The following is an 11,948-nucleotide window of genomic DNA, read 5'->3' as shown; positions in this document are numbered from 1 at the left end:
GCTCAGGCCGGGGCGACCGCCAGCGCGGCCAGCGCCATCCGGCGCAGCACCGCGGCCCGGGCGTCCGCCCCGCGCGGTGACGGCTGCTCGGCCCGCGGTGCGTACGGCGTGGAGTTGAGCAGACCGAACACCCCGTGGGCGACGGTGCGGGCCTCGGCCGGGGCGACGTCGGGGTGCGCCCGGCGCAGCGTGTCCACCCACAGTTCGACGTAGGTGCGCTGCAGCCGCCGCACGGTGCGGCGCGGCTCCTCGGGCAGGTTCGCCAGGTCCCGGTCCTGCACGACGATCAGCTCCGGCTCCCGGGTCGCGAACGCGACGTGGAAGTCGACGAGGTCGGCCAGCGCGGCACGGGGGTCGTCGTGGTGCACGCGGGCGCGGCCGCCGTCGAGCAGTCGCTCGGAGATGTCGATGAGCAGCTCGGCGAGCAGCGCCTCCTTGCCGGGGAAGTGCCGGTAGAGGGCGGGGCCGCTGACGCCGACCGCGGCGCCGAGGTCGGCGATGCTCACCCCGTGGAAGCCGTGCCGGGCGAACAGCCGGGCCGCCTCGGTCAGGATCTGCTCGCGCCGCGACGGGGCCTCTGTGCGCGCGCCCGCGCCATCCGCGGGGGAGGGTCCAGCTGCGGCCATCGGGCGATCGTAGCGTCGTCGGTTAACGATTGTTAACGCCCCGTGCGGTCCGTCTCAGGCTCCGCACAGGTCGGCGGCGATACCCTCGTGAGCGTGATGAGGACCCTGCGCCGGATGCGCGAGCGTCTCGGCGTCCGCGCCGCGTCCGCCCTCGCGGCGGCGACGGCGGTCGCGATGGTGCTCGTCGTCGCCGGTGTGTCGCTGGTGCTGGTCCTCGAGAGCCAGCTGAAGCGCAACACCGAGGAGGCGCTGCTGGCCAACGCCCAGCAGGTGGCCGAGCGGATCCAGGCCAACTTCGCCGACTACCGCCCCGGCGACCCGGCCAAGGAGAACGCGGTGGTGACCACCGCCCGCCGCACCGACCTGGTGCAGGTCGTCACGGCCTGGAGCGACCGGACCGGCGCGCCGGACGACCGGGTCGGGTCGAACGGCGAGGGCCGCAACATCGAGGTGTTCGCCTCGTCCGAGCCGCTGGACGGGCAGCCGAAGCTGGTGGACTGGGTTCTCGCCCCGCACGAGACGCGCTCCCAGATGGACGTGCCGGTCACTTTCCACGAGGCGGGCGGCCCGGAGCCCGACGCCGGCCCGCTGCAGACCGAGGACATGATGGTCGTCGGGCTCGGCGTGCGTGCCTTCGACCGGCCGATCACGATCTACTCCGCCCAGCCGACCGACCAGATGCACAGCGCCGTCGACCTCGTCACCTGGCTCGTCGCGGGCGGGGTCCCGCTGCTGGTGCTGGTCGCGGGCGGTTTCACCTACCTGTTCGCCGGCCGTGCACTGCGCCCGGTGGAGGACATGCGGTCCCGGGTCGCCGGGATGGGCGACAAGGACCTCTCCCAGCGCGTCGACGAGCCGGCCGCCCGCGACGAGGTCGGCCGTCTCGCCCGCACCATGAACCAGATGCTCGGGCGGATCGAGTCCTCCCAGGCGACCCAGCGCCGCTTCGTCGCCGACGCCAGCCACGAGCTGCGCAGCCCGCTCGCGACCGTGTCGACCGGCCTGGAGCTGCTCGGCTCGGGCATGCCGGAGGCGTCCGCGGACCGGGCCACCGTCGACGTCCTGCGCGGGGAGGCCTCCCGGCTGACCGGCCTGGTCGAGAACCTGCTGTTCCTCGCCCGTGCCGACGAGCGCGGCATCGCGCCGCGCCGCGAGGAGGTCGACCTCGACGAGATCGCCGACGCCGAGCGGGAGCGTCCGTCGGCCGAGACCGCCGTCGCGGTCCGGGTGACCAGTGAGCCCGTCCGGGTGGTCGGCGACCGCGGGCAGCTGGTCCGGGTACTGCGCAACCTTGTCGACAACGCCAAGCGGCACGCGTCGTCGACGGTCGCGGTGTCGGTCCGGGCCGAGGGCGACCTCGCGGTGATCGAGGTCGACGACGACGGCAACGGCGTCCCCGAGGCCGACCGCGCCCGGGTATTCGAGCGCTTCGTGCGGCTCGACGAGGCCCGTTCCCGCGGTGACGGCGGCTCCGGGCTCGGCCTGGCGATCGTCGCCGAGCTGGTCGCGGCGCACGGCGGGACCGTGGAGGCGACCTCGTCGCCCGAGCTGGGCGGGGCCCGGTTCCGGGTCACCGTGCCCGCCGTGACGGCGCCGCTGCCCGAGGAGGAGACCCCCGGACCGGTGGACGCCGACCACGCCGGGGCCGGGTTCGACGGCGAGCCGGCCGCGGAGCTGTGCGACGACCGGCCCTCCGGTCCGATCCCGCGGGTGACCACCCGGTCGCCGTGGGCGCGGGCCGAGGAGCCTGCCGACTTCGGCCCGGCCGCGTGGCTGGGGCAGGGCGGCGCCGACCACGGGACACCGGAGCACGGCACGGCGCAGAACGGCACGGCGCAGAACGGCACGGCGCAGAACGGCACGGCGCAGAACGGCACGGCCTCGGGCGGCACCGCTCCGGTCCGCCCGGTCATGGGCTCCGCGGTCGCTCCCGAGGCCCCGGCCCGCCCGGTGTCGGCGGGCCCCGTGGGGGCGGGCGCGTCGGCACGCGGGACCGCCGTTCCGGATGGCATGATGCGCACGCCCGGTGACCCGGCCGTCACCCACGGCTCGGGCACGGACGGTCGGACCCCGGACAGCGGTCCGCTGACGACCCCGCCCGACCCGGAGGACGACGTGTCCGCACCACCCGCCCACAGTCGCCTCGACCCGCCGACCGGGCCGCTGCCGATCCGGCCGAACACCGTCGGTAGCCCGTTCGACGAGAACGCCACCCGGCCGTTGCCGGTCGTCACGCCGCGTGGGCAGCGGGGACGTGGCGGCACCGCCGTCGCCAGCCGGGAGACGTCCCGTGACACCCGGGACACCGGGCGCGAGCCCGCCCGGGCCGAGCGGGAGCCGGTCGGGGCGCCGTCGCCGCGGCGGCCGTCCGACCGTCGTCGCTGAGCGGGTCCCCGCGGGTCAGCGGGGCGGCGCGGGCGCGGGCTCGGACATCCGGTAGCCGACGCCGCGCAGCGTCTCGATGCTGTGCGTCCCGAACGGTGCGTCGATCTTGCGGCGCAGGTAGCCGACGTAGACCTCGACGACGTTGACCTCGCCGTCGTAGTGGGCGTCCCAGACCGAGCGCAGGATGTCGGTCTTGGTCACGACCTGCCCGGTGTTCTGCATCAGGTGCTCGAGCACGCCGAACTCGCGCGGGGTCAGCGGGATCTCGGTCTCGCCGCGGTGCACCCGGTGCGTGCCCGGGTCCAGGCTGAGGTCCCCGACCCGCAGCACGGTCGGTGCGGCCTCGCCGGCCCGGCGCAGCAGCGCGCGCAGCCGCGCCTGCAGCACGACGAACGAGAACGGCTTGGTCAGGTAGTCGTCCGCGCCGAGGTCGAAGGCGTCGGCCTCGTCGTACTCGCCGTCCTTGGCGGTCAGCATGAGCACCGGCGTCCACACGCCGCGGTCGCGCAGGTGCTGCAGGATCCGGTAGCCCGACAGGCCCGGCAGCATGATGTCGAGGATGACCACGTCGTGCCGGCCGGTCAGCGCGAGCTGCAGTCCGGTGGGGCCGTCGTGCGCGACCTCGACCTCGTGCCCCTCCCCGGCGAGGCCCCGGCGGACCAGCTCGGCGAGCGGCTTCTCGTCCTCGACCAGTAGCAGGCGCACGGCCCCAGCCTAGTCCGCGGGACGCCCGCTCTGGACGCCACGTGTTAACAACCGCTAACCTGTTAACGGTCATTAACAGGCAGCGTTCCCCGGGAGGTCCGATGACGGCACCGCAGGCCCCACCCGCGCCGGCCCCGGAGGCCCCGCGGCTCGGCACGGCGGTGGATCCGGCCGACGCGCGCGCCGCGGAGAACGACGCCGCGCACCGCGCCCTGGTCGCCGATCTGCGTGATCGGCTGGAGCGGACCCGGCTCGGTGGGCCGGAGCGGTCGCGGGTCCGGCACGTCGAGCGCGGGAAGCTCCTGCCGCGCGACCGGGTGGACGCGCTGGTGGACCCGTCGTCGCCGTTCCTGGAGCTGTCCCCGCTGGCCGCGAACGGCATGTACGACGACCAGGCCCCCGGCGCCGGGATGATCACCGGGGTCGGGCGGGTCGCCGGCCGGGAGGTCGTGGTCGTGGCCAACGACGCGACGGTCAAGGGCGGCACCTACTACCCGATGACGGTCAAGAAGCACCTGCGCGCGCAGGAGGTGGCGCTGCACAACCGGCTGCCGTGTGTGTACCTGGTGGACTCCGGGGGCGCGTACCTGCCCGAGCAGGACGATGTGTTCCCCGACCGCGAGCACTTCGGCCGGATCTTCTACAACCAGGCGCAGATGTCCGGGCAGGGCATCCCGCAGATCGCCGCCGTCCTCGGCTCCTGCACCGCGGGCGGGGCGTACGTGCCGGCGATGAGCGACGAGGCCGTGATCGTCCGTAACCAGGGCACGATCTTCCTGGGCGGCCCGCCGCTGGTGAAGGCCGCGACGGGCGAGGTCGTCACCGCCGAGGAGCTGGGCGGCGGGGACCTGCACGCGAAGGTCTCCGGTGTGACCGACCACCTCGCCGTCGACGACGCCGATGCGCTCGCCCGGGTCCGCGCGATCGTCGCGACGCTCGGCCCGCGTGCTCCGCGGCCGTGGGAGGTGCGCCCCACCGAGGAGCCCGCCGTCGACCCCGCCGGGCTCTACGCCGCGGTGCCGACCGACACCCGCACCCCCTACGACGTGCGTGAGGTCATCGCCCGGGTCGTCGACGGCTCGCGGTTCGCGGAGTTCAAGTCCGAGTACGGCACCACCCTGGTCACCGGGTTCGCCCGGATCCACGGCCATCCGGTCGGGATCGTCGCCAACAACGGGATCCTGTTCTCCGAGTCCGCGACCAAGGGCGCGCACTTCGTGGAGCTGTGCGACCAGCGCGGTATCCCGCTGGTGTTCCTGCAGAACATCTCCGGGTTCATGGTCGGCCGCGAGTACGAGGCCGGTGGCATCGCCCGCAACGGCGCGAAGATGGTCACCGCCGTGGCCTCCACCCGAGTGCCGAAGCTGACCGTCGTCATCGGCGGGTCCTTCGGTGCCGGGAACTACGCGATGTGCGGGCGGGCGTACTCGCCGCGGTTCCTGTTCATGTGGCCCAACGCCCGCATCTCGGTCATGGGTGGCGAGCAGGCCGCCACCGTGCTCGGCACCGTCGGCAACGCCGACCCGGACGCGATCCGCGCCCAGTACGAGGAGCAGGGACACCCCCTCTACTCCACCGCCCGGCTGTGGGACGACGGCGTCATCGACCCCGCCGACACCCGCACCGTCCTCGGGCTGTCCCTGTCCGTCGCCGCCAACGCGCCCCTGGCCGACCCGGCCTTCGGCGTCTTCCGGATGTGAGGGCCCCCATGGGATCGGCACTGTTCGACACCGTCCTGGTCGCGAACCGCGGCGAGATCGCGGTCCGCGTCATCCGCACCCTGCGCTCGCTGGGCGTCCGGTCGGTCGCCGTGTACTCCGACGCCGACGCCGCGGCCCCGCACGTCCGCGCCGCCGACGAGGCCGTCCGGATCGGCCCGGCCGCCGCCGGCGAGTCCTACCTGTCGGTGGAGAACGTGATCGCCGCCGCCCGGGCGACCGGTGCGCAGGCGATCCACCCCGGCTACGGCTTCCTGTCCGAGAACACCGCGTTCGCCGCCGCCTGCGAGCAGGCGGGGATCGCCTTCGTCGGGCCGCCGTCGTCGGCGATCGAGGCGATGGGCGACAAGATCCGCGCCAAGCAGACCGTCGCCAAGGCCGGGGTCCCGGTCGTGCCCGGCTCCGACGGCTCCGGCCTCACCGACGACGACCTGGCCTCCGTCGTCGCCGACATCGGCTACCCGGTGCTGCTCAAGCCGTCTGCGGGCGGCGGGGGCAAGGGCATGCGCGAGGTGCACTCCCCGGAGCAGCTGGCCGACGCGATCGCCGGTGCGCGCCGCGAGGCCCGCGGCTCCTTCGGCGACGACACCCTGCTCGTCGAGCGGCTGGTCACCACGCCGCGGCACATCGAGATCCAGGTGATGGCCGACGCGCACGGCGCCGTCGTGCACCTCGGCGAGCGCGAGTGCTCGCTGCAGCGCCGCCACCAGAAGATCATCGAGGAGGCGCCGTCGGCTCTGCTCACCCCCGCGCAGCGCGACGAGATGGGCCGCGCCGCCTGCGAGGCCGCCCGCAGCGTCGGTTACACCGGCGCCGGGACCGTCGAGTTCATCGTGAGCTCCGACCGTCCCGACGAGTTCTTCTTCCTCGAGATGAACACCCGCCTGCAGGTCGAGCACCCGGTCACCGAGGAGGTCACCGGTCTGGACCTGGTCGAGCTGCAGCTGCGCGTCGCCGCGGGGGAGCCGCTGCCGATCACCCAGGACGACGTGGTGCTCACCGGGCACGCGATGGAGGCCCGGGTGTACGCCGAGGCCACCGCGGTGTCCGGCGACGCGCTCACCTTCCTCCCCTCCGGCGGGCCGGTGCTGGACTGGACGCCGCCGCCCGGGGTGCGGGTCGACGCCGGGATCGAGACCGGCACCGTCGTCGGGTCCGACTACGACCCGATGCTGGCCAAGGTCATCGCCCACGGCGCGACCCGCGACGAGGCGCTGCGCCGGCTCGACGCCGCGCTGCGCGACACGGTGCTGCTCGGGCTCGACTCCAACATCGGGTTCCTGCGGGCCCTGCTCGCCGACGACGACGTCCGCGCCGGTGACCTCGACACCGGGCTGATCGCCCGGCGCGGTGCCGCGCTCGTCGACGACACGGTGCCCGCCGACGTCCTCGGTGCGGTCGCGGGTCTCGGGCTGCTGCGCCGGGAGCCGGCCGGGCCCGTGGTGGACCCCTTCGACGTCCCCGGTGGCTGGCGGGTCGGGGAGCCCGCCTGGACGGTGAGCCGCCTGGTCACCGGTGGCGCCGACGGCGCCGTGGAGGTCCGGGCCCGCGGGCGGGCCGCCGGGTTCGACCTGGCGCTGCCCGGCAGTGGGGACCCGGGCAGCGTGCCCGCGTCCGTCGCACCCGAGGCGGCGGCCGTGCGGTGCCGCACCGTCGCCGTCGCACCGGGGGTCGTGGAGCACACCCAGGACGGCCGCACCCGCCGGTTCGCCGTCGCCGAGGGTGCCGACGGGGTCGTCTGGATCGGCCGTGACGGGCAGGCCTGGGGCGTGCGCGAGCAGGCGCCGACGGAGGCCGCCGCGGCCGCAGGCGGTGCGGGCGGGCCGATCGTCTCGCCGATGCCCGGGACGGTGACGGTCGTCGAGGTCGCCGACGGGGACACCGTCGTCGCAGGTCAGAAGCTGGTCGTCGTCGAGGCCATGAAGATGGAACACGTGCTCACCGCCCCCGTCGACGGGACGGTGCGCGAGCTGAGGGCCCGGGCCGGAGCCACCGTCGCGAAGGACGCGGTGCTGCTCGTGGTCGAGCCCGCCACGCAGGAGGAGCAGGCATGACCACCGCCCAGGACACCACCACCGCCGAGGAGTACGAGGCGCTGCGCGCCTCGGTCGAGGAGTTCGCGCGCAAGGAGGTCGCGCCCGTCATCGGCGACCTCTACATCCGCGAGGAGTTCCCCTACGACATCACCGCCAAGATGGGCGAGATGGGGTTGTTCGGCCTGCCCGTCCCCGAGTCCTACGGCGGCATGGGTGGCGACTACCACGCCCTCTGCCTGGCCCTGGAGGAGCTCGCCAGGGTCGACTCCTCGGTCGCGATCACCGTGGAGGCCGGCGTCGGGCTCGGTGCCATGCCGATCCTGCGCTTCGGCACCGACGAGCAGAAGGCGCGCTGGCTGCCCGACCTGGCCGCGGGCCGCACGCTCGGCGCGTTCGGCCTCACCGAGCCCGGCGGTGGCTCCGACGCCGGCGCCACCCGCACCACCGCCCGGCTCGACGGCGACGAGTGGGTGATCAACGGGTCGAAGTGCTTCATCACCAACTCCGGCACCGACATCACCTCGGTCGTCACCGTCACCGCCGTGACGGGCGAGAAGCCCGACGGTCGCAAGGAGATCTCGGCGATCCTCGTCCCGGCGGGCACGCCCGGGTTCACGGTGAGCGAGAAGTACTCCAAGGTCGGCTGGAACTGCTCCGACACCCGCGAGCTCTTCTTCGACGACGTCCGCGTCCCCGAGGCGAACCTGCTCGGCGAGCGCGGCCGCGGCTACGCCCAGTTCCTGTCCATCCTCGACGAGGGCCGGGTCGCGATCGCGGCGCTGGCGACCGGGCTGGCCCAGGGCTGCGTCGACGAGTCCGTCCGCTACGCCGGTGAGCGCGAGGCGTTCGGGAACACCATCGGCAGCTACCAGGCGATCCAGTTCAAGATCGCCGACATGGAGGCCCGCGCGCACACCGCGCGGCTGGCCTGGCAGCACGCCGCGCGGCTGCTCGTCGCGGGGGAGCCGTTCAAGAAGGAGGCGGCGATCGCCAAGCTCGTCTCGTCGAACGCCGCGATGGACAACGCGCGCGACGCCACCCAGATCTTCGGCGGCTACGGCTTCATGAACGAGTACCCGGTCGGGCGGTTCTACCGCGACGCCAAGATCCTCGAGGTCGGCGAGGGCACCTCCGAGGTGCAGAAGATGCTGATCGCGCGGCACCTGGGCCTGTAGCGACGATCCGTTCGGTCCCCGAACGACATTCCCGTCACGCGCGTGACGACCGTGATGCGGTGCCGCGCGCGTGACGGGGGTAGACCGGTGTCATGAGCAACGAGGTCAACCACCAGGTACGGCTCGCCGCACGCCCGCAGGGCACCCCCGGCCCGGAGGTGTGGGAGCACACCACCGAGCCGGTGCCCGAGCCCGGCGAGGGCCGCATCGTCGTCCGGGTCAGCCACATCTCGCTGGACCCGGCGATGCGCGGCTGGATGAACGAGGGGCGTTCGTACGCGCCCCCGGTCGGGATCGGCGAGGTGATGCGCGCGCTCGGCCTCGGTGAGGTCGTCGCCTCCAGGAACGCGGACTTCGCCGTCGGCGACACCGTCACCGGTGTGCTCGGCGTGCAGGAGTACGTGGAGAGCGACGGCCGCGGCCTGCAGAAGGTCTCCCCGACCGCGGACGTGCCGCCGGAGCGCTACCTCGCGCTGCTCGGCATGACCGGCATGACCGCCTACTTCGGGCTGTTCGACGTCGGTGCGCTGAAGGAGGGCGACACGGTCGTCGTCTCCGGTGCGGCCGGCGCCGTCGGGTCGGTGGTCGGGCAGCTCGCGAAGGTCAAGGGCGCCCGGGTCGTCGGCATCGCGGGCGGCCCCGAGAAGTGCGCGTGGATCACCGGCGAGCTCGGGTTCGACGCCGCGATCGACTACCGCTCCGAGAACGTGTCGCAGCGCCTGAAGGAGCTCGCCCCCGAGGGCGTCGACGTGTACTTCGACAACGTCGGCGGGGACATCCTCGACGCCGTGCTCGGCAGGCTCGCGATGCACGCCCGCGTCGTCATCTGCGGTGCGATCAGCCAGTACAACGCCGAGGGCGGCATGACCGGCCCGAAGAACTACATGAACCTGCTGGTCAACCGGGCCCGCATGGAGGGCTTCCTGGTCGGCGACTACCTCCCCCGCTGGGGTGAGGCGGGCACGGAGCTCGCCGGCTGGCTCGCCGAGGGCCGCCTGCGCAGCCGTGAGGACGTCGTCGACGGCACGGTCGCGGACTTCCCGGAGGTCTTCCTCAAGCTCTTCCGTGGCGAGAACACCGGCAAGCTCGTGCTCCGCCTGAAGCGGGCCTGACCCCGGCGGGCACCATGGCGGGGTGCGCCCCGCCATGGCCCGGACCGCCGTCGTCGTCTCGGGGGCGGCGATCCTCGTCGTCGAGACCCTCGCGACCCGGCTCGTCGCGCCCTACGTCGGACTGACGCTCGAGTCGACCACCGCCGTGATCGGGGTGGCCCTCGCCGGGATCGCGGCGGGCGCCTCGCTGGGTGGGCGGTGGGCCGACGAGCGCGACCCGGTGGCGGTCGCCGCGCTCATGATGGTCGTCGGCGGGCTCGGCACCCTCGCCGTACGGCCGGTGGTCCGGCTGCTCGGGCCGCTGCTCGGCGCGGGGCCGTACGCCGCCGTGGTGCTCGTCGCCGCGTCCACCCTGGTCTCGGTGACGGCGCTCGCCGCGGTCACCCCGGCCGTCACCAAGGCTCGGCTGACCGGGCTGGACCGTTCGGGCGAGGTCGTCGGCGGGCTGTCCGCGGCGGGCACCCTCGGGTCGCTCGCCGGGACCTTCCTCACCGGGTTCGTGCTGGTCGCGCTCCTGCCGGTGAGCGCGATCCTGCTGGTCACCGCGGCCGCCTGCCTCGTGCTCGGGCTCGTCCTGGCGCCCCGGCGGCGGCGTTCGGACATCGCGAAGGGTGGTGCCGCGGCACTGCTGCTGGCCGTCGCGCTCGTCGCGCTGCCGGGGCGCTGCGACGCCGACACCACCTACTACTGCGCCGCCGTCCGGACCGACCCCGCGGACCCGGCCGGTCGTTATCTGGTGCTCGACGACCTGCGCCACTCCTACGTCCGCCTCGGCGACCCCGCGCACCTGGAGTTCGCCTACACGAAGCGGTTCGCCGCGGCCGTCGACACCGCGTTCGGTCAGGGTCGCCCGGTCGACGCGGTGCACATCGGCGGCGGCGCGCTGACCATGCCGCGCTGGCTCGCCGCGACCCGCCCCGGCAGCACCTCGACCGTGCTGGAGCTGGACCAGGGCGTGATCGACCTCGGCGTCCGCTCCCTGGACGCGGGCGGGATCCCCGGCACCACCGTGCGCACCGGCGACGCCCGGGTGAACCTCGCCGCGCTGCCCGACGACTCCGCCGACCTCGTCGTCGGCGACGCCTTCGGCGCCCGCTCGGTGCCCTGGCACCTGTCCACCGCGGAGTTCCTCGACGAGGTGGCGCGGGTGCTGCGCCCGGGCGGGCTCTACGTCCTCAACGTGATCGACCGGTACCCGCTCGACCTGGTGAAGGCCGCCACCGCGACCGTCGAGTCCCGGTTCGGGACGACGATGCTCCTCGCCCTCCCCGACGAGTTCGCCCCCGGCGGGGGCGGGAACGTCGTGGTCGTCGCCTCGGACCGGCCGCTCGACCCGGCCGCCCTCGGTGCCGCCGTCGCCCGTTCCGAGCCGGCCGGCACGGTCCTCGACCCGGCCCGCACCGCCGCGTTCACCGCGGGGGCCCCGGTCCTGACCGACGACCGCGCCCCGGTGGACCAGCTGATCACCACCGGTCTGACGGGGTAGGGCGCCGCCCGCGCCCCGTCCTGACCCGTCCCGCCCGGCGGCCCGCTGCGCCGAGATGCAGCTCAGCGGGAATTGTGGATCTCCGGCGCCCGCTGAGCTGCATCTCGGCGACTCCGGTCCGGGCGCGGACGGCTCGGGACGTCGCCTTGCGAGAGGCGGGCGCACCGGGAGGCGAGGCCCGGCCGCGCGGGGTCCGGACCACGCTAGGGTCGGTGACGGGGTCCGGTGGGCCCCGTCGGACGATCGAGGGGGAGACGGGCGTGGCGACCTGGGAGGACCTGAAGGCCTACGTCGTGGTCCGGTACGAGATCGTCCGCCAGGGTGCGGACGAGCTGCGGTTCCGGCTGCCGACGACCGAGGACCGGGACCAGCTCGTCGTCGTGAAGCGGGTGCGGGAGGGTGCGGGCCGCCCCGGCGTCGAGGTCACCGACGCGGCGGCCGCGGTCGCCGACCCGGACCAGGAGTGGGTGCAGATCGAGTCCCCGGTCGCGCGGCTCGGCGAGGTCGACCTCGGCCGCGCCCTGGAGCTCGCGGGGCCGTCGGTGGTCGGTGGGCTGGCCGCGGAGGAGGGCGTCGTGGTGTTCCGGCACTCGATCCCGCTCGGCCCGGCCGCGCTGGACGGGTTCGAGTTCCCGTTCCGCCAGGTCGTCCACCTCGCCGACGAGCTGGAGCACGCGCTCACCGGGCGCGACGACCACTGAGGTC

General features: G+C 74.4%; 9 protein-coding genes. 7 read left to right on the top strand and 2 right to left on the bottom strand.

From position 1 onward, the window contains the following. Nucleotides 1–2 precede the first annotated feature (2 nt). Nucleotides 3–626: an SACE_7040 family transcriptional regulator gene (locus MTO91_RS25290; RefSeq protein WP_073576794.1), complete on the bottom strand. Its 624-nt coding sequence runs from the start codon at nucleotides 624–626 to the stop codon at nucleotides 3–5. A 96-nt stretch (nucleotides 627–722) separates the two neighbouring features. Here MTO91_RS25290 and MTO91_RS25285 point away from each other — a divergent pair, with 96 nt between their 5' ends. Further along, complete coding sequence (locus MTO91_RS25285; RefSeq protein WP_476654965.1) at nucleotides 723–3,011, top strand: sensor histidine kinase; 2,289 nt, start codon at nucleotides 723–725, stop codon at nucleotides 3,009–3,011. Between the two features lie 15 nt (nucleotides 3,012–3,026). Here MTO91_RS25285 and MTO91_RS25280 read toward each other — a convergent pair whose 3' ends face one another. Then, nucleotides 3,027–3,716 (bottom strand): response regulator transcription factor, encoded by a 690-nt coding sequence (locus tag MTO91_RS25280; protein WP_073576792.1) that lies wholly within the window; start codon nucleotides 3,714–3,716, stop codon nucleotides 3,027–3,029. A gap of 101 nt (nucleotides 3,717–3,817) precedes the next feature. On the opposite strand from MTO91_RS25280, the gene MTO91_RS25275 reads away from it, so the two are divergent. The 6 genes from MTO91_RS25275 to MTO91_RS25250 all read left to right on the top strand — a co-directional run bounded on the left by MTO91_RS25275 (nucleotide 3,818) and on the right by MTO91_RS25250 (nucleotide 11,944). Then, on the top strand, nucleotides 3,818–5,416 hold the full coding sequence (locus tag MTO91_RS25275; protein WP_073576791.1) for a carboxyl transferase domain-containing protein: 1,599 nt from the start codon (nucleotides 3,818–3,820) through the stop codon (nucleotides 5,414–5,416). Between the two features lie 8 nt (nucleotides 5,417–5,424). Then, nucleotides 5,425–7,488 carry an ATP-binding protein gene (locus MTO91_RS25270; RefSeq protein ID WP_379673956.1) on the top strand — a complete coding sequence of 688 codons (2,064 nt, stop codon included), beginning with the start codon at nucleotides 5,425–5,427 and terminating at the stop codon, nucleotides 7,486–7,488. After that, the gene (locus MTO91_RS25265; protein WP_179761627.1) at nucleotides 7,485–8,645 is read left to right on the top strand and encodes an acyl-CoA dehydrogenase family protein; all 1,161 of its coding nucleotides are present in this window, start codon (nucleotides 7,485–7,487) and stop codon (nucleotides 8,643–8,645) included. Before MTO91_RS25270 ends, MTO91_RS25265 begins: the two co-directional genes overlap by 4 nt. A gap of 92 nt (nucleotides 8,646–8,737) precedes the next feature. Continuing rightward, entirely contained in the window at nucleotides 8,738–9,757 is a 1,020-nt protein-coding gene (locus MTO91_RS25260; RefSeq protein ID WP_100878928.1) for an NADP-dependent oxidoreductase, read from the top strand. Between the two features lie 22 nt (nucleotides 9,758–9,779). Next, a complete protein-coding gene (locus MTO91_RS25255; RefSeq protein WP_476653009.1) occupies nucleotides 9,780–11,243 on the top strand; it encodes a fused MFS/spermidine synthase in 1,464 nt (487 codons plus the stop codon). 260 nt (nucleotides 11,244–11,503) lie between these two features. After that, nucleotides 11,504–11,944: a hypothetical protein gene (locus MTO91_RS25250; protein ID WP_020627019.1), complete on the top strand. Its 441-nt coding sequence runs from the start codon at nucleotides 11,504–11,506 to the stop codon at nucleotides 11,942–11,944. The last annotated feature ends 4 nt before the right edge of the window (nucleotides 11,945–11,948 follow it).

It is taken from the genome of Pseudonocardia sp. 2-7 (assembly GCF_056341085.1).
Note: the sequence above shows the minus strand (reverse complement) of the source record. Positions and strands in the feature narration are given on the sequence as shown.

Bases quoted from the DNA above. Each gene is read 5' to 3' on its own strand.
- MTO91_RS25275 (WP_073576791.1), top strand. From the start codon at position 3,818: ATGACGGCACCGCAGGCCCCACCCGCGCCGGCCCCGGAGGCCCCGCGG.
- MTO91_RS25260 (WP_100878928.1), top strand. From the start codon at position 8,738: ATGAGCAACGAGGTCAACCACCAGGTACGGCTCGCCGCACGCCCGCAG.
- MTO91_RS25285 (WP_476654965.1), top strand. From the start codon at position 723: ATGAGGACCCTGCGCCGGATGCGCGAGCGTCTCGGCGTCCGCGCCGCG.
- MTO91_RS25265 (WP_179761627.1), top strand. From the start codon at position 7,485: ATGACCACCGCCCAGGACACCACCACCGCCGAGGAGTACGAGGCGCTG.
- MTO91_RS25290 (WP_073576794.1), bottom strand. From the start codon at position 626: ATGGCCGCAGCTGGACCCTCCCCCGCGGATGGCGCGGGCGCGCGCACA.
- MTO91_RS25270 (WP_379673956.1), top strand. From the start codon at position 5,425: ATGGGATCGGCACTGTTCGACACCGTCCTGGTCGCGAACCGCGGCGAG.